Annotated in this window: 22 protein-coding genes and 1 tRNA gene; 9 read left to right on the top strand and 14 right to left on the bottom strand. The window is 47.1% G+C overall.

Translation table 11 applies throughout. From position 1 onward, the window contains the following. Complete coding sequence (locus QUA07_RS06965) at positions 1 to 180, bottom strand: hypothetical protein (RefSeq protein WP_333323628.1); 180 nt, start codon at positions 178 to 180, stop codon at positions 1 to 3. A gap of 8 nt (positions 181 to 188) precedes the next feature. After that, on the bottom strand, positions 189 to 446 hold the full coding sequence (locus QUA07_RS06960) for a hypothetical protein (RefSeq protein ID WP_333323626.1): 258 nt from the start codon (positions 444 to 446) through the stop codon (positions 189 to 191). Between the two features lie 229 nt (positions 447 to 675). Here QUA07_RS06960 and QUA07_RS06955 point away from each other — a divergent pair, with 229 nt between their 5' ends. Next, entirely contained in the window at positions 676 to 2052 is a 1377-nt protein-coding gene (locus QUA07_RS06955) for an NB-ARC domain-containing protein (RefSeq protein ID WP_333323624.1), read from the top strand. Here the strand turns inward: QUA07_RS06955 and QUA07_RS06950 are convergent. The 7 genes from QUA07_RS06950 to QUA07_RS06920 all read right to left on the bottom strand — a co-directional run bounded on the left by QUA07_RS06950 (position 2026) and on the right by QUA07_RS06920 (position 7941). Then, on the bottom strand, positions 2026 to 2664 hold the full coding sequence (locus QUA07_RS06950; RefSeq protein ID WP_333323622.1) for a type I restriction endonuclease: 639 nt from the start codon (positions 2662 to 2664) through the stop codon (positions 2026 to 2028). The two genes, QUA07_RS06955 and QUA07_RS06950, sit on opposite strands and share 27 nt — an antisense overlap. Positions 2665 to 2837: 173 nt before the next feature. Continuing rightward, a complete protein-coding gene (locus QUA07_RS06945; protein ID WP_333323620.1) occupies positions 2838 to 3014 on the bottom strand; it encodes a hypothetical protein in 177 nt (58 codons plus the stop codon). Positions 3015 to 3280: 266 nt separating this feature from the next. After that, positions 3281 to 4360 carry a class II fructose-bisphosphate aldolase gene (gene fba / locus QUA07_RS06940; protein WP_006633469.1) on the bottom strand — a complete coding sequence of 360 codons (1080 nt, stop codon included), beginning with the start codon at positions 4358 to 4360 and terminating at the stop codon, positions 3281 to 3283. A 193-nt stretch (positions 4361 to 4553) separates the two neighbouring features. Next, positions 4554 to 4625 (bottom strand) — tRNA-Lys (locus QUA07_RS06935). Positions 4626 to 4693: 68 nt separating this feature from the next. After that, the gene (locus tag QUA07_RS06930) at positions 4694 to 5563 is read right to left on the bottom strand and encodes an aldose epimerase family protein (RefSeq protein WP_445242784.1); all 870 of its coding nucleotides are present in this window, start codon (positions 5561 to 5563) and stop codon (positions 4694 to 4696) included. 134 nt (positions 5564 to 5697) lie between these two features. Further along, complete coding sequence (locus QUA07_RS06925; protein WP_333323617.1) at positions 5698 to 7773, bottom strand: CapA family protein; 2076 nt, start codon at positions 7771 to 7773, stop codon at positions 5698 to 5700. Positions 7774 to 7785: 12 nt separating this feature from the next. Further along, complete coding sequence (locus QUA07_RS06920) at positions 7786 to 7941, bottom strand: hypothetical protein (protein WP_158307982.1); 156 nt, start codon at positions 7939 to 7941, stop codon at positions 7786 to 7788. A 602-nt stretch (positions 7942 to 8543) separates the two neighbouring features. Between QUA07_RS06920 and QUA07_RS06915 the strand changes: the two genes are divergently transcribed. Next, positions 8544 to 8855: a DUF6679 family protein gene (locus tag QUA07_RS06915; RefSeq protein ID WP_006633466.1), complete on the top strand. Its 312-nt coding sequence runs from the start codon at positions 8544 to 8546 to the stop codon at positions 8853 to 8855. A gap of 331 nt (positions 8856 to 9186) precedes the next feature. On the opposite strand, the gene QUA07_RS06910 is transcribed toward QUA07_RS06915, so the two are convergent. From QUA07_RS06910 to QUA07_RS06900, 3 genes are all read right to left on the bottom strand, one after another. Next, entirely contained in the window at positions 9187 to 10821 is a 1635-nt protein-coding gene (locus tag QUA07_RS06910; protein WP_333323653.1) for an MBL fold metallo-hydrolase, read from the bottom strand. A gap of 682 nt (positions 10822 to 11503) precedes the next feature. After that, a complete protein-coding gene (locus tag QUA07_RS06905; RefSeq protein ID WP_333323616.1) occupies positions 11504 to 11758 on the bottom strand; it encodes a hypothetical protein in 255 nt (84 codons plus the stop codon). 38 nt (positions 11759 to 11796) lie between these two features. Further along, entirely contained in the window at positions 11797 to 11925 is a 129-nt protein-coding gene (locus QUA07_RS06900; RefSeq protein ID WP_333323614.1) for a hypothetical protein, read from the bottom strand. Between the two features lie 510 nt (positions 11926 to 12435). Between QUA07_RS06900 and QUA07_RS06895 the strand changes: the two genes are divergently transcribed. After that, a complete protein-coding gene (locus tag QUA07_RS06895; RefSeq protein ID WP_333323612.1) occupies positions 12436 to 13632 on the top strand; it encodes a glycosyltransferase in 1197 nt (398 codons plus the stop codon). Positions 13633 to 13743: 111 nt separating this feature from the next. Here QUA07_RS06895 and QUA07_RS06890 read toward each other — a convergent pair whose 3' ends face one another. After that, complete coding sequence (locus QUA07_RS06890; RefSeq protein ID WP_333323610.1) at positions 13744 to 13956, bottom strand: hypothetical protein; 213 nt, start codon at positions 13954 to 13956, stop codon at positions 13744 to 13746. Between the two features lie 263 nt (positions 13957 to 14219). Next, complete coding sequence (locus QUA07_RS06885; RefSeq protein ID WP_333323608.1) at positions 14220 to 14474, bottom strand: hypothetical protein; 255 nt, start codon at positions 14472 to 14474, stop codon at positions 14220 to 14222. A gap of 191 nt (positions 14475 to 14665) precedes the next feature. Here QUA07_RS06885 and QUA07_RS06880 point away from each other — a divergent pair, with 191 nt between their 5' ends. The 6 genes from QUA07_RS06880 (at position 14666) to QUA07_RS06855 (ending at position 24323) form a co-directional block, all read left to right on the top strand. Beyond that, a complete protein-coding gene (locus QUA07_RS06880; RefSeq protein WP_333323606.1) occupies positions 14666 to 15862 on the top strand; it encodes a glycosyltransferase in 1197 nt (398 codons plus the stop codon). A gap of 282 nt (positions 15863 to 16144) precedes the next feature. Next, positions 16145 to 17461, top strand: coding sequence for a glycosyltransferase family 2 protein (locus QUA07_RS06875; RefSeq protein ID WP_333323604.1), 1317 nt, complete (start codon positions 16145 to 16147; stop codon positions 17459 to 17461). A gap of 257 nt (positions 17462 to 17718) precedes the next feature. After that, a complete protein-coding gene (locus tag QUA07_RS06870) occupies positions 17719 to 18969 on the top strand; it encodes a glycosyltransferase (RefSeq protein WP_333323602.1) in 1251 nt (416 codons plus the stop codon). Next, a complete protein-coding gene (locus tag QUA07_RS06865; protein WP_333323601.1) occupies positions 18966 to 19757 on the top strand; it encodes an ABC transporter permease in 792 nt (263 codons plus the stop codon). Before QUA07_RS06870 ends, QUA07_RS06865 begins: the two co-directional genes overlap by 4 nt. Beyond that, complete coding sequence (locus QUA07_RS06860) at positions 19758 to 21830, top strand: Wzt carbohydrate-binding domain-containing protein (RefSeq protein ID WP_333323599.1); 2073 nt, start codon at positions 19758 to 19760, stop codon at positions 21828 to 21830. A gap of 75 nt (positions 21831 to 21905) precedes the next feature. Beyond that, the gene (locus tag QUA07_RS06855) at positions 21906 to 24323 is read left to right on the top strand and encodes a sulfotransferase (protein WP_333323598.1); all 2418 of its coding nucleotides are present in this window, start codon (positions 21906 to 21908) and stop codon (positions 24321 to 24323) included. The last annotated feature ends 11 nt before the right edge of the window (positions 24324 to 24334 follow it).

Here is a 24334-nt window from a genome sequence, read left to right as displayed (position 1 = left end):
TTACTCACCCTTGATTTGCTTATTGGAGGAACCTTCAAATACTTCTGGACTTGCCCCTAGAATAGAGATAGTGCTATTTGGAGCAACCGACTTGACTGACTCAGCTACCTGATAAGCAACCTTAACGTAGTTCTCATCATTCAAATTGTTGACTGTTATTTTAAGAGACTTTTTACCCACTGTTCACCTCATGAAGTAGTTAAAGAGAAAAATTGTTGACCATTAGAATCGGTTGCCCTGGCTTCAACCATGCCATCTCCAAAAGTGATGGTAATCTCTGGTCTTTTAGACAGTATAGGCTGCCCTTTTTCATCGCGATACAGAACCCAAACAACAACTTCCTCGTTTGATTTCTGCACTACTATATGAATCTCTTCACCCTGGTGTGAGACATTCAAAACTTTGTCACCTTCCTGGAGAATTTTTACGATTAGGCTGTCTTTCATCTCATTGATCTCTTATTAAATTTATAGGTCGCTCCATCTATTTGACATTTCCAAGGGAGTACACTTGATCTTTATCCATACTAGCAATTATATTTTTTGTCGGCTTGCCAAAAGTATGGTATTTATCGGGACTTTTCCCGTTGATAACGCGCTCCAAAATAGGGAAATGTTGGTAAATGTTGGTAAATGTTGGATACAATACAAACAACCCTGACCTCTACCCGACTCTATGAACCTTAAGGAAGTGGTAAAACTCGCAGACGATCTGGTATTTGCTCGAACAGGTAAGCATCTCAATGACTTACAAGAGAAAATCCTGTGCGGGACATGGCAACATGAGGATTACAACGAGATTGCCAAGGAGGTTAACCTCTCTGAGGCTCGTGTTAGAGAGGTTGGAATGGAATTATGGCAGATACTCTCAAAAGAGTTAGGAAAAAAAGTCAGTAAATCAAATTTTCGATCGGCAATGCAGAGGTGGCAAGTTTCAAATGTCTCCAATTTTGCAAAAGACGTTGTAGCAATTAGTAGTTTTAACACCTGTGGAGAAGCCAGACACCCGCCAAACCTACCAAACTCACACCCACCAAATCAAGAAACCTCGCATCAAGATTTAAGCCAGATGCCAGAATTAGGCGATTTCTACGATCGCACTCCCGAACTCCAAACCCTCACCACCTGGATTCTACAACAACGCTGTCGCCTCATCACCCTCACTGGCATCAGCGGTATCGGCAAAACCACCTTAGCAGTCCAACTCGTACAACAAATCAAAGACGAGTTTGAGTACGCAGTTTGGTACACACTAGACGAATTCCCCAGTATAGATAAATTTCAATCTAACCTAATACAGCTTTTTTCAAATTCAGAAAAACAAGATTCATCCCCAACCAACCAGAAACGCTTACCGCTGATTAAGTATTTACAAAACCATCGCTGTTTAATCGTCTTAGATGACGTTCACAACCTTTTCTGTAGCGGACAATTGGCAGGAAAATACAAACCAGACTCCGAAGAATATCGCACTTTATTCAAACAAATAGAAAAATTATCCCATCAAAGCTGCTTTCTGTTAATCGGTTGGGAACAACCGAGAGAAGTGACTCAAGCTAAAAACCAAAATACTTCTCTTCGCACCTTACAACTCAAAGGTTTAGACATCGCAGCCGGACGGGAAATACTCAGAGATTATGGGTTAGAAGAAAGCGACAACAGTGAAGCACTCATTCATCGCTACCAAGGCAATCCCCTATGGTTAAAAAGCGTGGCGAATCTGATTCAAGACTTGGGTGGAGGCGTGACAGAGTTATTACCAAATGATACTATATTGTTGTCAGAAGATTTGAAAGATATTTTACAGCAGCAGTTCGATCGCCTATCCGAACTAGAAAAACAAGTAATCTCCTTGTTAGCGAAAGAAAGCCAGCCAATGAACCGGGCAAAATTGCTAGAAAATGACCGAATTCCGGCTTCAGATTTTCTAAATGCGCTGCAATCTCTATCGCGCCGCTGCTTGATAGAACAACAAGCAAGTTTTTACACGATTTCACCTGTGTTGAAGCAATACCTTCACCGTAACTTAGATGGCAGTAATGCCTTGGCCTAAATGCTTCAAGACTTGAAAAGCCGATCGCAATTCACTTCGCACAGTATAAATCGAAAAGGCCCGCGATAACCCGTATTCGGCTGTAGGTTGAGCCCTGAGTTTCACAAACAACACATCATCGCCATTCGTCAACATACCAAATCTCGGTTTATCCAAATCAGGATTTGCCATCATGTATGCTAATGCTTGAGGTAATGCCGATCGCGTCGAAATCGTAGTCTTCTTACACTCCAAAACCATTACCCAAAGCTGATTCTGCAAAATCAAGATATCAATTCGTCCGCGCAGGGTTTCTTCCCCATCATCGATCGCAATTTCGATCGCAGCTTCAACCTTCATCCTAAACGGTGGATCGTAGAATCCCGCCAGTTCTAACAAAGGGGATGCCACCAGCAATGTCACTGCCCCTTCTAACAACTCTCCATCGGCTCTATGATATAGCAATCTGCGTCGTAGCGTATCCAAAGCAGTCTGTTCAGAATCGCTGAGACTTGGCAATTGGGTTTGCCACTCTGTAAAAAAAGCCTCATCCTCATTTCGGCTCAAATTCAACCTTGATTCAGCCTCAGCAAGGCTTTTAATAGCTTCTGTAACTGCAATAACCTTTGCCATTCGTTCACCTTTGATTCAAACGGTTGAATTTCCAAGGAAAATTAGCTTCATTGTAAGCAAAAGTAGGGAAAATGCGATCGCAGCCGCAGAACCTTTGCAAACAGGACTTACACAACGACAGTAAATATGGTGTCTTCAGCGTCGCGCTCAGACGATTTCTCCCAGTGAAATTCTCAAGAAAGTTTGTCTTCAAATTCTGCACTCAACTGTTCAACTTTAGAAAGCGTTGACCTTCTTTGCATTTCAGCTTCATACATCTCACGCGCTTGTTGCATCAGAAATTCATCAGTAGCTTTCGGAAATTGCTGTTTGAGTGTTTTAGCAATCTTGTTAAACAAATCAGTATTCATAAATTACATCCTCAATTGTTGCTTACTTAATATTAACCTGAGTTCGATATAAGTTGCCATTCACTTTTCCCCGCAAGGGGATTGAAACTCTCTTCTCGCTATCATAATAGAATATACTAAGGGCAAGAAAAAGTCGTCCTAAAAGGACGGGGTTTTCAATCCAATTTCTGATAAAGTTGCACAAACAAAAACCGGGCAACTTCAAAGCTACCCGGCAATCGTAACTTTAGACTTCAGACAAATCTAAAATCTAAAACCTAAAATTCTTAAACAGCTACAGTCTTCTTAGCAGAGGAGCTCAATTCGCCCTTAGCATACTTAGCTGCAAAATCATCCAAAGACACTTGCTTAATCTTTGTACCGTGACCGGCGCAACCGAAAGAGTTATAGCGATCGCTACAAACCTTCTGCATATACTTGATCGACGGCTTCAAGAAGTGGCGGGGGTCAAACTCATCGGGCTTGGCAAACAAAGCTTCACGCACCGCAGCGGTAATCGCCAAACGGTTGTCAGTATCGATATTGATCTTGCGAACACCGCACTTGATGCCCTTTTGGATTTCTTCCACAGGTACGCCGTAGGTTTCGCGGATTTTGCCACCGTTGCTGTTGATGATTTCCAGCAATTCTTGGGGCACAGAAGAAGAACCGTGCATTACCAAGTGAGTATTCGGCAAGCGGCGGTGAATTTCTTCAATGCGGCTGATTGCCAAAATTTCGCCAGTCGGCTTGCGAGTGAACTTGTAAGCGCCGTGAGAAGTGCCGATCGCGACTGCTAGAGCATCAACGCCGGTTTGCTCAACGAAATCCACAGCTTGTTCAGGATCTGTCAGCAACTGATCGTGAGAAAGCGCACCTTCAAAGCCGTGGCCGTCTTCTGCTTCGCCCATCCCTGTTTCCAGAGAACCCAAGCAACCCAGTTCGCCTTCAACGCTAACGCCGATCGAATGAGCAACATTCACCACATCGCGAGTAACTTGAACGTTGTACTCGTAGCTGGCGGGAGTCTTAGCATCCGCTTCCAGAGAACCGTCCATCATCACGCTGGTGAAACCTTGGCGCATGGCAGAATAGCAAGTGCCGGGGGCATTGCCGTGGTCTTGGTGCATGGAAATGGGAATGTGAGGATATGTTTCAACTGCTGCCAAAATCAAGTGGCGCAGGAAATTTTCGCCAGCGTAGGAGCGAGCGCCGCGAGAAGCTTGCAGAATCACAGGGCTGTTGGTTTCGTCAGCAGCGCGCATGATCGCTTGGATTTGCTCCATGTTGTTGACGTTGTAAGCCGGTAGGCCGTAACCATTTTCAGCCGCGTGGTCGAGCAGCAATCGCATAGGTACAAGCGCCATAGATATTCCTCCTAATTATTTGTGATTTTTGGGCAGTGAATTTTGGACAAGCTTAATTCTTACGATAATATTAAGACAATTTGCCACCGATCGCGCACTATCTTTCCAGATTTACTTAAAACTTCAAAAAACAAAATTTTGAGTTCCGAGCATTTAGCTCAAAACTCAAAATTCTTAACTCACAAATTTTTTATGGGTCGCCCGGGATTTGAACCCGAGACCAATCGGTTAAAAGCCGAATGCTCTACCGCTGAGCTAGCGACCCGCGAAAACATTGTTACCGCACACAATTTCTAATAGTAGCACCCCTCATTTGAAATAGCAAGTGTTTTGTTAAATAAAATTTGCAGTCATGCGAACCAGCATCTCGCAAGTCGCTCCCGGCTGCAAATAAATCAAGTGTTCGCCAGTGTTGAGGGCATTTCGAGGAGCAGTCCAAGGTTCCAAACAGTAAAAATCCTTGCCCTTCACCATCCAGAAAACCAACTTCCCATAGCTGGAGTTGTAACTGAGGGTGAGCCGCAAGCCGCAAGCCGCGTCAGTGACAGTAGCAGCAAGACCAGTGAGCTCGTCAAAGGAAACATCAATTTCATCCAGCGTCGGGTCAAAAACCCCAGTGAAGTAACCCTTTTGATGGGTGTTCTGATCTCTGTACTGCATCCCCGGAATCTCAAAGCGCAGCTTAGATTTGTCCGTCGCCAAAAAGTAGGGGTGCAAACCACTAGAAAACGGCATGGGTTCGTCAGACAGATTCGTGTATCGCTGAAAAATTTCCAAAGAATTGCCTTTAATCTGATAAGTGAAGGCTAGTTGGAAATCAAAGGGATAAACAGCCAGCGTCTTGTCGCTGCTGTCGAGAATCAGCGTAATGGCGGCGCAACCCTCGGTAACTTGTTCGCCTACTGTCCAAGGCAAGTCTCGAGCAAAGCCGTGCTGTTTGAGGTGACGCTCCACTCCCTTGTGCGTGTAAGTATTGTCGGGGAGATTGCTGCAGATGGGAAACAGGATGGGAATCCCGCCACGTACAGTCAGATCGGGATTGGCGAACCGTTCCGCGTCCAAATAGAAGATTTCTTTGCCTTCAACCAGCCAGCTAGTGGCAATACCGCCCCGTTCCGGCACAACTTCTAAAGTAGAGTTAGCCGTTTCGTCGGAGAGGATATAGGTTTTGTACTGCTTTTGCTTGAGCGCGATCGCAAACACATTTGTCATCGGTAGTAGGTCATTGATCATTGGTTGTCAGTAAATCGATCGTTAATAATTGGTCGCTATTATCTTGATGTTCACCCATTACCGCCCCTATCCTCCCCCTGCATCCTCGCTCCGGCCCCCACAGGCTAACCAATGCTCCTAGCTATAGGAGGCAGGGCGATCCGGTGCTTGGAGCGGTTGCTGCTGTTAGCTGGAACGATCGCGGAGGCCGGCTGCTCTTTGAGTGCGACTTCAAAAGATACACCCCGAGTGCGTGGAAGATAGCTTTGGGGACTCGGCACTGCTCCTTGATTGGGAGAGGGGGGCGAAATAAACGGCTCTTTGATGAATGGCTCTTTTGTAAACGGCTCTGGTTCCCGGCTGGGATTTTGAGGTTGAGTGGGGTAGATGCGCGGCGGCAAATTTTGATTCGGAGATGGGTTTGATTCAATTGCAGGCCCTGTCCCGTTCGGGAAAAATGAGGAGTTGTCCGGCTGTTGGGGCGCAGCCGGCAAAGCCGGCAAAATCAAAGTAGGTTTGGGTGGTCCGGAGCCTTGCTGATTGCTTTCACCGGAGGTTCCCCCGGAACCCCGCCCCGGCTGGTATGTACTGCTCTTTGCTGCTCCTGGCAATGGAGAATTGGGAGTTTTTGATGCCACTCCTGGCTGGACTAGGGCATCGAGAACTACAGAAGAGCGCATCGGTCGATCAAAAATACTAGAAATTTGCTCGACGCGTTTGAGGATACGATCGGCTGCTGCTCCCTTCACCACCTTCGGCTGCAACTTTTTCACTTCCACAGGCAGAAACTCTACCTTCATATTCCTGTCTTTGAGCGATACTTTCAGGACTGCGGTATCGTAATCCCTGCGAGCATTCCCGCCGAATATAAAATTACCCAGCGAGTAAACTATCGGGCGGCCCTTGTAAATTTCTGCACCTTGCAGTACCTGGGGATGGTGTCCCACTACCAAATCAGCTCCTTGGTCGATCGTGAACCGAGCCAAATCTATCTGCCAGTCCCCCGGATAATCTGCCAATTCGACTCCCCAGTGGTAATTAACAATAATCCAGTCTACCTGACCCCTAAGAGCTCGAATATCCTCAGCCACGCGATTGTTCCGGCGGGGGTTAGTGCCCGCTTTCCCTTGGTCAGCGACATTAAGCTCAGCATCGTAATAACCGAGGTAGGCAATCCGCTGACCCTTAACTTCAATAATATCTGGACGCCTCGCTTGTTTAATATCTCTGCCGGCTCCCAGGTGTTGAATCCCACTACTATCTAGAGTATTCATAGTCTCCACCAGCCCCGGTTCCTCGTAATCCATAGCGCGGCTATTTGCCAGATTGACAATATCCACTCCTCCGGCTGTTAATACTTTCACCGATTCTGGATCGGCTTTAAAATTTAATTGTTTTTTGGCAGAGCCCAATGTAGAGCGAGTCAGGGAGTTTTCTAGGTTAACCATCGCCACATCTGCTTGCCGATACTCGTCCATATTGGCGAAAGCCCATTGGTGATCGTTGGCAGCAGATGCTCCGAGCGCATCCGATAGATTCACATTTCCTCCGAACATCAGCGTTACTGTTGGGTCGTAAGGATTAGCAACTTGCTTTTGCTGTACTACTGGTACCACTTCTAAGGCCGCTTGCACCGTATCCGCACGTTTGGGAGGCGGCCCCGACACCGCAGTTTGTTGGTACCCGGATACTGGGGATACTGACTGCAGGGTCAGAGCTTCGTGGTAGCTGACCCAACACCCTAAAATAAATGAGGCAAGTGCCGATCCCACTAGCAGCAGAGAACGATACGTTTTAAATTTAACCCAATCGACGACCGGTAGGGAACGGTAACGCCGCCGCTGGCGGTTTGCCGGAGTGACAATTCGCACTGACTGTTTCCAGAGAATGTCTGCATCCCCAGCCAAGCGCGCGTGAATTCGCACTCCTTCTACTGCTGGCGAGTTGAGTCTCCAGAGTTGGTGACAAATAAATTTGACTAAGCCTTCCCGGAGAGTGCTCCCCAGTAATGTAGTATCTGGCGCAAATTCGCGCTGGAATTCTACGAGGATTTGGACGCAGCCGGCCTGAGCCTGTTCGACGCGGGCATAAATCCCTTCGGGGCGCAGCAAGCTGTCAATCCAGTAATTCAGGGCTTGAAAGTTGCCCGATCGCGCTAGCTCCAAGATAGACGGCTGCGACCAATTTTCTGCGTACACCATCAATTAGCCTCCTTAATACGCACGAGCGATGACTCCAATTTGTTTTGAACGGAACCGCAATTCTTTTAGCTTAACCGCCACAGGTTCCGCTGCCCGTTTTGAAGCTAGTTGTTGGCCGCCACCATTTTCTACATTTAGGGGCTGCCTGCTGTCAGTGATTTTTATCACACTCCGGTCAATCGATTTTAGATTTTAGATTTTAGATTTTAGATTGAGTTCACAGATGGTACTCGGGGTCAGAACAAAAGTCGAAACAAATGGTTTCTGGGGGAGTTGAGGTAGAAAAGAGGGAGATTTATGAGGCAGAGCCTGTTTTTATTGTCGCTGTTTGAGTGTCGCTTTAGAGCTTTCGCTTCGAGATTTGAGATTTGAGATTGAGCCTTGACTGCGTTACTGGACGATCGAACAAACGTCGAAACAATAGGTTTATGTGGGACTTGAGGCATAAGAAAGCGAGATTTTTGAGGCAGAGTCTGTTGTTATTGTCGCTGTTAATCGCCTGCCGTCGTCAACTCCTAATGCTTCGATCTATACTGGCAAATGCCTCTCACGAGGGATGCCACTGACTGCAAAACCTGTAATTGGATAAATGGCGTACTAGATAGATTTGGTGGTAAAATCGAATTTGGTAACTCCCATCGGTACAAAAGTTGCGGAAAACGTAAAACTGGCCAGTCCATACGGCTGTGCCTTCCGATGTAAAACCCAAAGTACGTTACGGTAAACAGACCATATTTTAAGCAAGTTACACTGCGCAGGAGAACTGACAAATGCTACAGCGCAAAATCTATCAACTCTGTTGTGATGGTCGTGAGGTTTCTATTTTTCTTCGAGATCAGCAACGTTGGATAGAGCGCGCTCGTATCCTAGATATTGAAGGGGATCTAGTCACGCTGCGCTACGAAACCGACGAAGAAGACGAAATCAGCTCTTGGGAAGAAATGGTGCGTCTCGAAAGTATTGGAGCTGTGTCCCAGAAGTTGGCTTCGGTGTCCCGAACTAACTGCGAACCCCTAGTTTCTGACGATTGTCCCGAAGCCGAACAAATTCGCAATCACTACCCGGACTCGAATTTGGAATAGTTTTGAGCTCGCCCTTGAGGCACAAGGAAAACTTGGGGGAAAAGAAAACGACTTTTCTCCCTTTTTTGTGGAGAAATTATGCAAAAAACCCGGTTTAGGCCAAACATATTCTGGGTTGTGACCACATAAGCTATTTTCCCTTTAAATTTAAGCTTAATGGCGGGATATCCTGCCCAACCCCTACTCCCCACAACCGCGTAAGTACACAGTAGTTTAAAACTTCAATACGCTACAGCTTACCCCTGCTGAAACCGGGTTTTTTGTCTAGGTGCGTCCAGGACTGTTCTTTTGTTGTCTTTGCCTGCAGGCTGGTTTCGAGGTACCCGACAGCTTATTCGCCGTCTGTTTCCCCATCTAGGAAAAGTTCGGACTCCGGTATCGCTTTAAACACCGGACAGAAACCGTCGGGGGTTACTTTAAAGCCAAACAAAGCACTGGACTGGTTCCAACAGCGCTGGCTGCGGTAGTGCTGACAATTGCCGCAGCACTCGAGGTTGGCCTGAACGGCGCTGCCTTGAAAAAGGAGTTCCCGCTGGGAGATGCCACGCAGTACCAGTTCTTCGCCTTGCCAGCGCGCTTCTACCAAACCGGTATCGGCAAAATTTGCCCACCGAGGATCGGCTGTAATCGGACTCGGCAAGCTAATTGCTACCTCTGTCCCCAATTCGCTGAGTTCTCCCTCATAGTTAGTTTCTGGGATAGCGGGCTGCAAAAACATTTCCCCGATCGGCAATTCGACCAGTGTTCCGGCCGCCGGAGTGTGCAACTGGTAGCGGTTTCGCAGCTCGTCCAAGTTAGCCAAGTCAGCCAAATATGCAGGGGAACCGTGGAGTAAAATTACGTGCTGGGGACGCAAATTGTGGATGAGTTGGGTAGTCCCCGGCCCGTCGCAGTGTTCGGCTAGCAGATAAGTTTCGACACTTGTGACTCCAAATAGGGGCCTGTTGCCCAGCCAGTCGGTGACGGGATATCCTGGTTTTTGAGGGGCGAGCAAAATCCAAGGATTTGTGCCATCGGCAACATACAAACCCAAATCAGCTAACTTGTCTGTAATTACAATACAGGGCGTGGCTCCCAATCCGGGGCGTTGTTCGGCAGACAGCCGGCGGACGCGGGGTTTCACCCTTTCGTCCCAAAACAAAGGTTGGTGCAGAGCAAAATTTTGGACGGCGGTGGGAAATTGGGGTAACAGTTCCAGATAAGCGTCGCACCCGTCGGCGACAGTGCCGTCCACCCAAATATCCAAGTCGCGGCCAGTAAAGTAGTGGTGACTGCGGAGCAGCATCAGCATTTCTTGGCCCAAACCAAGGGCCGGCGCGGGCAGCAGTACCGAGTACCCGTCGGCGATGGCGCGGTGGATGCGATCGGCTAACTGATTTTCTAGTTGTCGGCGGTGAGGGTGGCGCGCCGTGCCGTAACTGCCTTCCAAAATTAACACATCCGGCTTCATGCCCCTGAGTTCTCCCAGGGGCAAACCTTCCACCAAACGAGAATTGGACAGGAAAAAGTCGCCGGTGTAAACCACTGTGTAGGTGCGGTGCGGGGCGGCATAAGTCAGCAGCACAGTCGCTGCTCCGGGCAAATGGCCCGATGGGAACAACTGCACGCTCAGTCCTGGGCGCACTTCGAGCGGCGACTGCCAGGGCAGTCCCTGACAGAACCGGGACTCTGGCTGCTGAGCCAGTTCTGGCCAGTTGAGCGGTAGCAGGCGCGCGGTCACTTCGCTGGCGTAAATTGGCAAGTGGGGGAAAGATTGATGGAGTGCTAGCAAGCCTCTGGCATGATCGGAGTGGGCGTGGGTACACACCACAAAATCGGCTGGCAGCGATCGATTTAGTGTTGCTGACAGCGGTTCAATATCCTCTATACCGCAGTCGAGTAAAATGCGGTGCGGCCCCATTCGGACTAGCAGACAGACCCCTTCCTGTGCGTGGCCTGCGCCGTAAGGTAAACAATCGAGATCCATCACTGCGGTTAGCTCCCTGCTTTGCACGCAACTTGCAGTATCGCCACATTTAAACATTGGTTGCGACTGCATTCATTCGATCAAGTTCAGTCTCGGACGCAGAAACCGGATTTGATGGACGAAAACAGTTTGTTGCCGCCCTCGCTCCCGGTAAAAAAACCCGGTTTATCTAAAGTTGTGGTGCGTAAGCCCTGGAGTTAAATGTTTGCTCGAAGGCTCCGGCTCTCGTGCAAGGAAAGTAATTGCACTTAAGATTTGATGCAGCGCCCAGAAAGCGATTTTCCGAAGGCATTGGCCGGACGGGCATTCGGCCTTGGACAAAGTTCAGGCTACTGGTTCTTGCATCAAAAGTTACATTTTATTGCACCATGTAAGAGCAGCGAGCTCGATCTCATATTCTGAGTTTTAAACCTTTTTCCACAATTTGCGCCTGCTAAAAGGTAATCTTTTTTATGAGAAGATTTTAATTCAGATGACCAAACATCTTGATAAAACTTTACAATTCTTCATTTTTAGGGTTTTGAGGGTCGTGTATAGTCCAATCTGAAAAACGGAGAACCAGCATCGTGCTAGCTAACTGCTTTTGTCAGGGCAGAGAGAGACTTTATGAGTTTGCTCGGTTTCTTTGTAAAAGTTTGATACATTCTTCTAAGCAAACCTTGTGGCTATCGAGGAGAGAGTGTCAATGGCTTTTTGACCCCACCCAAAAACGGATATAAATTTCCGACAGGCATCGCCTGCCGCCTAAAGTTTTAGACTCTTGTTCAAGCTCCAGATTCATCTGTGAAGTAAATCTCAAATCGTTCGACTCAACCCGACTCGGCTGAGTGCTCGCCAAACGCCTGAGCGCGGCGAGACGGCTCGGCTGAGTGCTCGCCGAAGTCTCAAATCTCACATCGACTGACTCCCCCATAATAGGTTTGTTTACTCCGCTCATTGACTAGGGGGCAAAACGATGGGTTTTTTTGTTGAACCTCAAACATAGCCACATAAATCCCCAGACAATAGAGGATATTCATCCTGTAAAAATACCACTAACTTGCCAGAAGTAATCTCAGCTCGATGAGTCTCCAACCAGCCTGTAATCTCCGGTTTTTTTATCATTGCTAGGTCTGATTTAGGGTTGAGTTTGGGAGTGTTTTTCACCTAATCCGTGCGCGGCTTAATCGCGAAAGTTTGAAGGGCGAGAGTGTTTAATTGTGTGGTATGTTGCCCTTAAATATTATCAGAGCGCAATTAAAGCTGAAATGAAGAGCGATCGCACAAACCCGGTTTGATCAAAAAATCTGGTTTTTAGATTTGGTATTAATGGGTAGACTGGGGAGCGCGCAGAGCGCCAATAACACCTGAAATTGACACAAGCCTCAATGTGCGAAGGTTTTCCATAAAAAATATTCTGTAGGAAAAAACTTGACATCAGCGGGTCATCGAAAGTTAAAATAAATAATAGCCATAACAAAATGAAGCTTTATGTTTGATTCGCGATCGGCGATCGGCAAGTATGGCATTGAGAAGTTGCTATCCCCTAAAACAATTTCTGCTAAAATACATCCGGTAATATACGGAGTATCTAGGATTTTTTCGCAATCTAAAATCTAAAATCTAAAATCTAAAATGGCAACAGCTATTCTTGAGCTGGAAATATCCAAACTCCCGCCAGAAATTACGGTTGAGGAGCGTTACAGCAAAGCCTTGATTTTAATTCGACTGCACGGAAAACCGATCGGCCAAGCTCTTTTTCACGTAGTCGGAGGCCACATTGGCGGTGACGAATTACGGAAAACACTGAGGAATTGTGCTGGTGACAACTTGTGGAAAAACTTGCTCTACGACACTCTAGAATGGGATGAGCGGGGGTCGGTTGAGGTATTGCCGATCGCCACAGTAGCAGTTTGCACGCGCGATCGACCGGAAGATTTGCGGCGCTGTCTAGACGCGCTGATGCTGCTCCCAGACGAGGGTCAGGAATACTTAGTAATTGACAATTGTCCCAGCACGGACGCTACCAAGGAACTGGTCAAAAATTACCCAAAAGTCCGCTATGTGCGCGAAGACTTACCAGGCTCCAGCGCTGCCCGTAACCGAGCTTTATGCGAAGCTAAACATGAATTCGTAGCCTTTACAGATGACGATGCTGCCCCCGATCCGAACTGGCTGCGATCGCTCTTGGGAAATTTCAGCGATCCGCGAGTGATGTGCGTCACGGGGCTGGTGATGCCCTTGGAACTGGAAACCGAAGCGCAAGAATGGTTTGAGTGCTACAGCCCCCACGGGCGGGGATTTGAGCGCCTAGTGTTTGATGGGGCGCACTGCAATCCTCTGATTGTGCATCTTGTGGGAGTTTCGGCGAGTATGGCTGTGCGGAAAAGTGTGATCGACTACATTGGCCTGTTTGACGAAGCTTTGGGGGCGGGAACACCCACGGTGGGCGGCGAAGACTGTGAACTTTTTGCCCGCATTTTGCGCGCGGGCTACTGCATTGTTTACGAGCCGAGAGCATTGAGCTGGCACCGCCATCGGCGCACTTGGGAAGAATTGCGAAAAACGCTCCAAGGCTACGGCATCGGAGTCTATGCTTTCTGGACGCGGATGTTGGTAATCAACAGAGAATTCAGTGTGCCTCTATTAGCTTGGGGATGGCTGCGGTATAAGCAAATTCCTGAATTAATTGCTTCTTGGCGGAAGCAACCGGGCTGTATTCCTAGTGATTTACTTTTGGCTCAACTGCGGGGGTGCATTAGCGGGCCGATGGCTTATTTTTATTCTCGCAAGCGGTTGCGGGAAGTTAAAGGGGAAGTCAATAGATTTTAGATTTTAGATTTTAGATTTTAGATTTTAGATTTACTCCACAGATGAATCGGGGAAATTAAACTAAGGTCTAAAGCTTTTTGGATTACTCATTAGTCAGGAGGAACAAAGAGGTTAGGCAACGGATGGTGTAATAAATTTAAGGGATTTAACAGATAAATATTGAGGGGACAAGGAAGAACTAAGAGTGTTTGCAATTTTAATCACCCGTGATAAATTACCAAATACCAAATACCAAGGGTGCATCTCAATTTTATGCACGGAGGCCTGGCGCGTGCTGATTTGGGCAATCGCGAAAATGTGGGTCAGGCGGGTGAGATCACTCATAAAGTGGGTTGTAAGTAGTAGTTCAGAATTAATTACACAATATTTCTACTGAAACCATTACCTAGCAAGGAGTCTTTATGTAATTAATTTTGTGTGGTTACTTATAGGAGTGATTCTTAGCTCAAGTGGCCCCTACAAGACCCTACAAGATATTATGTTTTTTTGTGCCGTTATACTTAGCATTGGGCTTGATTGTCAAAAAAGAGTATTTCATGGGCTTGGTCTCTATTCTCACAACGGGTTTGGGATTGCTATATAACTACCTAATTGCGAAAGTTGGAATTGCGAGAGTGCTTAATGGTTTGGTATATTGCCCTTGAATAGTACCCGATCGCAATTAAAGCTGAAATGAGGAACGATCGCACAAACCGGGTTTTGTCAAAAAATCTGGTTTTTAGAGGTGGCATTAATGGCGAGGCTTGGTGGCGGTCGGCTGCCAATAACACCTGCAATTGACACAAGCCTCGACGAGAGATCGTTGCCGGTGGTAAAAGTTGTGTTGGGAAAAAACTTGACATCAGCGGGTAATTGAAAGTAAAAATAAATAAAAGCAATAAAAACAATGAGGCTTTATCTTTGATTCGCGATCAGCAATCGGCAAGTATGGCATTGAGAAGTTGCTATCCCCTAAAACAATTTCTGCTAAAATACCTCCGGTAATATAGGGAGTATCTAGGATTTTTTCCCAATCTAAAATCTAAAATCTAAAATGGCAACAGCTATTCTTGACCTGGAAATATCCAAACTCCCGCCAGAAATTACGGTTGAGGAGCGTTACAGTAAAGCCTTGATTTTAATTCGACTGCACGGAAAACCGATCGGTCAAGCTCTTTTGCCCGTAGTCGGAGGCCGCTTTGGCGGTGACGAATTACGGGAAACACTGATGAATGCTGCTGGTGACAACTTGTGGAAAAACTGGCTCTACGACACTCTAGAATGGGATGAGCGGGGGCCGGTGGAGGCATTGCCGCTCGCCACAGTAGCAGTTTGCACGCGCGATCGCCCGGAAGATTTGCGGCGCTGTCTAGACGCGCTGATGCTACTGCCAGATGATGGTCAGGAATACCTGGTAATTGACAATTGTCCCGCCACCGAGGCTAGCAGTGAATTGGTCAAAAATTACCCGCAAATCCGCTATGTCCGCGAAGATGTAGCGGGCGAGAGCGCTGCCCGCAACCGAGCTTTACGCGAAGCTAAACACGAATTCGTAGCGTTTACAGATGACGATGCTGCTCCCGATCCGAACTGGCTGCGATCGCTCTTGTGGAATTTTAGTGATCCGCGAGTGATGTGCGTCACGGGGCTGGTGATGCCCTTGGAACTGGAAACCGAAGCGCAAGAATGGTTTGAGTGCTACAGCCCCCACGGGCGGGGCTACGAGCGCCGAGTTGTTGACGGGGCGTACTGCAATCCGCTGATGATAGCTCCAGTGGGGGTTTCGGCGAGTATGGCTTTGCGAAAAAGTTTGATCGACTACATTGGCCTGTTTGACGAAGCTTTGGGCGTGGGCACGCCCGCTAAGTGCGGTTCAGACAGCGAACTCTTTGCCCGCATTTTGCGATCGGGCTACCGCATTGTCTACGAACCGAGGGCCTTGAGTTGGCACCGCCATCGACGCACCTGGGAAGAACTACGCAACTTGCTGCGATGCTACGGAATCGGAGTCTATGCTTTCTGGACGCGGATGTTTGTAATCAACAAAGAATTTAGTGTGCCTCTATTAGCTTGGGCCTGGCTGTATTACAAGCAAATTCCTGAATTAATTGCTTCTTTGCGAAAGCAACCGGGTTGTATTCCTAGTGATTTACTTTTGGCTCAAATGCGGGGGTGCATTAGCGGGCCGATGGCTTATTTTTATTCTCGCAAGCGGTTGCAGGAAGTTAAAGGGGAAGTTAATCGATTTTAGATTTTAGATTTTAGATTTACTCACAAATGAATCTGGGAAATGAAACTAAGGTCTAAGCTTTTGGGATTAGTCATTAGTCATGAGTCAGGAGGAACAGGGAAGTTCGGCAACGGATAGTGTAATGGATTTAAGGGATTTAACACATGGATATTGATGGGACAGGGAAGAAGTAAGAGTGTGGGAAATTTTCATCACAAATTATAACTTCCCCAATACCAAATACCAAATATTAATTCCCCAACTACCAATTACCAATTACCAATTACCAAATACCAATCTAATATGAATAGGGAAAATCCAACAATTAGCATAATTATTCCGAGCCACAATCGAAGTTCTTCGCTGCGGCGCGCTCTTGATGCTTTGCACTCGCAGACTTATCCGATCGACCTGCTGGAAGTTATTGTAGTGGCAGATAGCTGCATTGACGATACTTTGGCAATGCTACAAGACTACAAAGCTCAGTTTAAACTGCAGGTGATCGAGGTAAATTGCCGGAGCGCTGCCATCGCCCGCAATACAGGAGCTGCTTCGGCTACCGGGCAATTGCTGCTGTTTCTCGACGACGACATCGAAGCGCTGCCGCCTTTGGTGGAAAGCCACGCGCAGGTTCACTCTTTGCGTCCGGGAGCGGCTGTCATGGGGCCCTATCCGCCTAAGTTGCACGGAGGAACTAGGTTTTTTGACGTGGAAGTGCGCTCGTGGTGGGAAGAGAAGTTTTATCAGATGAGCCAACCTGATCACCGATTTACTTATCAAGATTTGCTCAGCGGCAACCTTTCTTTGGATGCAGAACTGTTTGCTCGGGTCGAAGGCTTTGATTCGGCTTTCGGGAACTGCGGCGGGGAAGATTACGAGTTTGGGCTGCGTTTGCTGAAAGCTGATGTACCTTTTGCTTTAGCGGAGGATGCTGTGGGCTATCATTACGAACACGAAACTAACAATCTCGATCGCTCTTTCCGCCGGTCTCGTCAGGAAGGGCGATCGGATGTTTTGATCGGCCGCCGACACCCGGAACTCAGACCGACGCTGCACATAAAAGACTACGAAACTCCTTATTTTTTGGTAGACAAGATTGTGGTGGCGCTCACGTTTTTCTGGCCGGCGGTTATGGATTGGCTGGCTGTGGGAGGCAGGAAATCTCTGGATTTGCTCGAAAGCTTGGGGATGCGGGAAACTTGGCGGTGGTTGCGGGCAAAATTGCGCGGTTATTGGTATTTGCGGGGTGTGATTGATGAGCTAAAAAGTCGCTCTGCTATTTCTAGTTTTATGCAAGGGGGCCCGGCCCGTTCTGATTTGGGCGGACATGAAATTAACATTGATTTGCAGCAAGGTTGGGAAGCGGCAGAAAGTCTGCTGGACGCGGAACGACCGGCTGGGGTTTACCTGTATTACGACCAACTAACAGTCGGCCATATTTTTCCGCAAGCGGGGGCGGAACCTCTGCGGGGCGCTCACTTGCGATCGATTCTGGCGCTTCACTTTGCTCAACCGCTGGCTGGGGCGATCGCGGTTAACGGTATGCCCCGCAGTGCTGAAACGCTTGAAGAAAAACCTTTAGTTGCTTTTGAAACTTACGAGTTAGCAATTAAGAGCTAAGTAAATAGGTGCAAATAAAAATTACAGGATTCGGGCAGGTGAGTGCCTTCATCTTCTCGCTTAGATCTCGTTATGCTTAGCTAAACTAGCCCCTAGAAGATATTTTTTTTCGTGCATATCTACTAAATTCGGGGAAGTTAAACCAAAAACTCAAACCTCAAAAGTTGGGAAATTGGAAAATTGCCACCCCAAACTTAAAAGTCCCAAGTCAAAACTTTTCTATCTAGTGCCCGCTGCAAAATTTTCAGGAGCAAGTTATGGCAATAAAAGTGATGGAGATTGAGTTTGCCGAACAGATTAATCCGATTCGGCAACTCGAACAATACGAAGGAGTTCGGATTTTAGTTCGCTACCGGGGACGGCCTCTGGGCTGGGCTTATGTTAGTAACAATCCCTGGGAACAAACAATTTCCGCGGAGCGAGTGCGACAAACAATTGTGGATCAGTTAGGAAAAGAGTTGGTGCGATCGACTTTAGGAGAGGAGTTCGGCGCTGTTTCTGAAGCAGTGGCGGATCGCGACCTGCCGTCAATTAGCGTTGTCATCTGCACGCGCGATCGCACAGATTTGCTCAAAGGCGCTCTGGAAGCTCTGCTCGCCCTCGACTATCCCCACCGCGAAATTATCGTTATAGACAACGCTCCTGCAAGCAGCAGCACCGCTGAATTAGTCGCGCGTTTGCCTGTACGCTACGTCAAGGAAGAACGGCCAGGATTGGACTGGGCGCGCAATCGCGGGATCGCTGAAGCGCGGCATGAGATTATTGCTTTTACTGACGACGACGTGCGGCCCGATCGCGGTTGGCTGCGGGGTATTGCTTCGGCGTTTGCTGACCCAGAAATTATGGCCGTGAGCGGTTTAGTGGCGGCAGCCGAACTGGAAACCTTGCCACAACAGCAATTTGAACTGATATATGGCGGAATGCTGCAACACCTCGACAGCCACAAAACCAACGGTAGCAAGCTTTCTGTGCGGGAGTTGCTGTGGGCGAGCAAATACGGCGTGGGGGCGAATATGGCTTTCCGGCGGCAAGTTTTCGAGGCTGTGGGCAATTTTGACGTTGCTCTCGATGTGGGGACTGCGACTCGCGGTGGTGGGGATATTGAGATGTTTCATCGGATTTTGGCGAATGGATACTCGACTTTTTATGAGCCGAGAGCTTTTGTGTGGCACTTGCACCGGCGCAGCGCCGATGCTTTGAGCCGACAGTTGCAGGATAACGGGCGCGGTTTTGGGGCTTATGTAATCACGTGCTATCGCAACCGCACTGTGCCGCGCTGGGAAATTTGGAAATTTGCTATGTTTCAGTGGCTTGGTTGGTGGCTGGTGCGGCGCTTGGGATCTCCGGGTTTGCTGCCGCGCAAGTTGGTAGTCAGCGAGTTGCTGGGAGCTCTCGACAGTCCTTTTGCTTACAGAAAAGCGCAGTTGCAGGCGCAGCAGTTAGCTGAGATTGAGCCGGAAGAGCAACTACAGTCGGAACCGCAGGAAGTTGCCGGAGGTGTCCGATGAGAAGTGTTCCAAAGCTGATTAACAGGCGCAAAATCGCTCATTTCTTCGATTTGCTGCGGGTGTTGGTCGATCGCGATATGAAATTACTTTACAAGCGATCGGCTTTGGGGATTGCTTGGACTTTAATCAATCCGCTGTTGCAGTTAGCTGTATTTTCCTTTGTGTTTCGTTCTGTTGTACCGATTAACGTTCCGCAATTTTCTTCCTTTGCTTTCAGCGGTTTGTTAATCTGGAGTTGGTCTCAAACCGCATTATTTCAAGCAACGGGATTAATTACCAACAATAAAGCGCTAATCAGACAGCCGAATTTCCCCACGGCAATTTTGCCGGTAGTCACGACTATGACGGGGCTAATTCACTTTCTGTTAGCTTTGCCGGTGTTAATTATCTTTCTGGCAATTGATGGCGTTCAGCCGAGTGCCGTGCTGTTAGTGTTGCCGCTGCTGATGGTTATTCAGTTTATTTTGACAGTAAGTTTGGCTTATCCCCTCGCCGCTTTGAATGTCACTTTTCGCGATACTCAGCACACTTTGGGCGTAGTTTTGCAGATGCTGTTTTACCTGACTCCGATTTTCTACGACCTCAACAGCGTCCCGAAAGAATTTCAGCCTTTTTATCAGTTAAATCCTATGGTGCCACTGCTTGGAGCTTACCGCGCCATTCTGCTCAAAGGTACGCAGCCGGATTGGCTGGCGCTGTTAATTGTTAGCTTGGTTGTGGCTGCTCTTTTGCCGATCGGACTGGGAATTTTTAGACGGCAAAGCAATACTTTTGTGGAGGAATTGTAAATGCGTCACGCTATTGTTGTCAAGGGTTTGGGGAAACGTTTCAACCGCTACTCTGCCGATCGACCTTATACGATTATGCAGGCCGCTTTGGCGGGTTTTCGGCAGATGAAACCGCAGGCGCGTTTTTGGGCACTGCGGGATATCAATTTCACTGTTTCTCCCGGCGAAATGCTGGGAATTCTCGGCAAGAATGGCGCGGGAAAATCGACGCTGCTGCAACTTGTTGGCGGTATCGGTCATGCTCAAGAAGGAACTATTGAAGTTAATGGTAGAATTGGCGGTTTGTTGGATTTGGGTGCGGGTTTTCACTGGGATTTAACGGGCAGAGAAAATGTGTTTGTGGGTGCGGTGGTGGCCGGTTTGACTCGTCGGGAAGTGGCCCGCAGGTTTGATGATATTGTTGAATTTGCGGAATTGCAACAGTTTATTGATAGTCCGCTGCGGACTTACAGTACCGGGATGCAAATGCGGCTGGCTTTTTCGGTGGCGGTGCACACCGATCCAGAAGTGCTGTTAGTTGATGAACATTTGTCGGTTGGTGATGTGGCTTTTCAAACTAAATGTTTGAACAGAATCACGGAGTTTAAGAATCAAGGATGTGCGATTGTTTTGATTTCTCACAACGCGGCGCAAATTCATAAACTGTGCGATCGGGCTTTGTGGCTGAAATCAGGTGAAATAGTGGCTTACGGGGAACCGGAAGTGGTAGTCGGTCAGTATTTGTCGGAAATGCGCCCAGCAACCGAACAACGCACTCCCATGCGTCCTCCTGAAGTGACGAGTATGGGTTCGCAACTGCGAGTCAATGACAATCGCTTCGGTTCTTTGGAAGTAGAAATTACGGATGTTAAAGTGTTGCCGGATGATGAGATAAACAGTGGCGATCCTATTACTGTGGAAATCCATTATTCTGTACCGAAGCCCATTTCTGCTGCTATTTTTGGCGTGACAATTAGCCGGGAAGACGGTCAAAGTTGTTTTGAGACTAATACTAATCAAATGGGCAGATTGCTGCCGCTGGCGGAAGGTAAAGGCACAATCCGCCTGCACGTAGACAGGTTAGATTTAGGCAATGGTCAGTATTACGTGAATGCTGGGGTTTACGAGAAGAGTTTGGCTTACGCCTACGATTATCATTGGCATCTTTATCCGCTGTACGTGCGATCGACTGTAAGCCAAAAAACGATTCTTTGTCCGCCCTACCACTGGGAATTTGATGGCCAAATGCAGGTTGCGGATTTACCAGAACCAGCCGAGAAAGTTCACGCATTGAATAAGGATAATCCCGCCTATGCCCAGATTTCGACTCAGTTGAAAAATAAGCAGGAACCAGACTTTTTAATTATTGGCGCTCAAAAGTGCGGCACGGAACCTCTATCCGGCTATCTCGCAAATCACTTGCAAATTATCAAAGATGGTTCCCGCAACATTCACTTTTTTGATTTGAATTTTGAGCGGGGCGTTGATTGGTACAGCAAGCAGTTGACGCGCAGTGTGGCGGGTGAAAAGGTGTTGCTGTGGGAAATGACTCCTTACTATATTTATCATCCGTTGGTGGCCGAGCGGGTTTACAAGTGTTTCCCGGATGTTAAGCTAATTGTAATGCTGCGAAACCCGGTAAAACGAGCTTGGCTGCACTATCATTTAGAAGTGGCGATAGGCTGCGAAAAGCTGGATTTTGAAAAGGCGATCGCTTCCGAACCCGATCGCCTAAAAGGTGAAATTGAAAAGATCAAAGCCGATAAAGATTATTACAGTTTCAACCACCAACATTATTCGTATTTGTCGCGAGGGATTTATGTTGAACAAATCAGGAATTGGCTCGATTATTTTCCGAGGGAACAGTTGCTAATTCTCAAGAGCGAAGATTTCGAGGCAAATACCGATAAAGTTTTTTCGGAAGTGTTAGATTTCTTGGATATTAGTGCGATCGCAAGTAAACAATATGAGATTAATACGATCGAGGAGTACAGCAAAATACCAGCAGCAATCGAACAACAACTGACAGATTATTTCAAACCTTATAATCATGAACTGTCTGATTTGTTAAAACAGGATTTTACTTGGAGTTAGAATTGGCAGGTTGGGTTCCGAGAACGAAACCCAACCCCCCTCAAAATCTAGAGTTAATTAGAATTGCAAAATGTTATGAAACGCATATTTCTCCTAGGCTCGCCTCGCAGTGGCACGACAATTCTTCAAAGCTTATTAGCTGCTCATCCCGAAGTTATTTCTTTTCCGGAATCTAAGTTTTTTCACTATTTGCTATACGATCAGTTTGCGGGAAAGTTGCCAGGTAGAATGGAAGCTTTTTTTAAGGATGAGATTAAACGTCCTGAACTTTTGAAAGATTTTGATGACAGCCAAACTGTGGAAGCTAAAGCTAGTTGGTTTGTGAGAGTTTTGGATGGTTTGGCTGCCGAACAAAAAAAAAGCATTTGGTTGGAAAAAACGCCGGAACACATATATTTTATTGATGACATAGAGCGCTTTTTGCCGGATGCGAAATTTATACATATTTTGCGAAACGGTATGGATACAATAGCTTCTATGTATGATGCTACTAGGAGTTTTAACGAATTGTGGGGCGCTGGTTGGGATTTAAACCACTGTATCTATCGCTGGGAACACGCGATGTTAACTAGCCACAAATACATTAATAAATCCAATCATATATTAGTTAAATATGAGGAGCTTTTAGATAACAAAACACAAATTTTAGGAAAGCTTTGTAATTTCATGGGCATTGAATATGACGGCACAATGCTCGTTAATTATCAAGAAAAAGCCGCGAAGCTCAGTTTAAATCTACCTTGGCACAAAGGAATTGAGAGAGATGTCAGAAGTAGTAACGTTCACAAATATCATAAAATTTTCACTCGAAATGAAATCAGATATATTTTAGATAAAGTTAAGCGAGTCAACGCTGAAATGGCCTGGAAAGTTACGGTGGAAGTGAGCGAACCAATTTCGGATATTTACGCTTTGCAAATATGCGATCGCCTGTGCTGTACGATCCAACTAGAAGGAATTCAACTCGGTATTATTGAATTGCCGATTTGTGATGGCATGGTGGCGGCTGCGGTGTTGGCGGATGCGGTTGCAGCCCAGTTTGCTTGGCAAATTCTCGATCGCTTCTTTCAACGCAATCGCTGCGAAAAAGGCAATAAATTGTGGGAAAATTTGCTGGAACCATTGCACCCTAAACATGACTGGACGCTATTTATGCAAGAATTATGGGGGCGTCCGCATTGGCATTTGGAAGATTTCTACAAGCATGAAATAGCTGAGGAAGTTCCAAGAATTACCATCGAAAAAAAATTGATTGTCTTAGAAATTAGCGAGGAATTTGCTAATATAAAAGTTGAGCTTTCTGAAATAGACGTGCTGGTAAAAGTAGGCGGCGTTGCTGTCGGTATTGTCACTGTTGCGGTGGAAAATAATTTTGTTTCGGCTCAAAAATTGCGATCGACAATTAATCGAAATATGGGTTTTGAGTTGTGCATCGCCGCCGTGCGAGAAGCTTTGCTGGGAAAACCACTCAACGGTAAGCAATGGCTACGAGCGCGCTTAGCCTCTTGTGCTCAACAAAGGTCTAATTTGCCCGAATGGTTGAATGCACCGGGTGCTGGGGGCATTTACCCCCAAAATGCGGTGATGTTCGGCAGGCGATCGGGTGCGATCGGGACGAGTGTCAGCCGTCGCGCCTCACTCCCGGCGGCGGCGCTGCCGGAAATCGAGTCAGCCGCAGCAATCGCTGGGGAACCGACAATGCAAATTCCCCAAGAAAACGAGTTTCCAAAGCAAGTATTTTACGCACCGGAAATCATTGGCTCAAAATCTTCTTATCGGGAAGTTTCTCACTCGGTGAAACCTCAATTTTTGGACAACCATAGCGTTACACAAAAACTCCCGATTCTCTCCTACCGCCGCATTTCTCCTGACGGTTTAGACGCAGTTACTCCCCAAATTTTTGAACAACAGTTACACAATCTTAAAAATCTGGGTTATTACAGTGCGAGTTGGGAAAATTGGCGAAGCGCGAAACTGGCTAAAACTCCTTTACCCGGTAAAGCTGTATTGATGACATTTGACGGCGGCTATCTCGACTTTTTCCAATATGCTTGGCCTCTGCTAAAACGGTTTGATTTTACAGCAACTGTTTTTCTCGTAGCGGAGTCAATAGGAAAGACAAATAGTTGGGAAAAAGCCGAATTTGAAGAAGTGCCGTTAATGGGATGGTCGGAAATTTTGCAACTGCGGGATGCAGGGATTGAATTCGGTTCTATGTCTGCTACTCATCAACCTTTGACTGCATTGTCGCCGACAGAAATTGTGCGGGAGGCAGCCAAATCCCGTGCTATCTTGGAACGGGAATTAGAGAAACCTGTTAAATGTTTTGCCTATCCTTACGGCGATGTCGATCCAATTGTAGCGCATTTAATTGGAGCGAGTGGATATACTTTTGGTGTATCATATACATTAAATTTGAGCAGTTTTGAAGATTCTTTATTGTCGCTGCCGCGCATTCAAGTCACCGCCGAAAATGCCTTAAAATTAGCTTAGTAATGTGCGTC

Source organism: Microcoleus sp. T3_A4 (assembly GCF_036700465.1).
Classification (GTDB): domain Bacteria; phylum Cyanobacteriota; class Cyanobacteriia; order Cyanobacteriales; family Microcoleaceae; genus Microcoleus.
The sequence above is the reverse complement of the archived record's forward strand: the minus strand, read 5'-3'. Positions and strand labels throughout refer to the sequence as shown.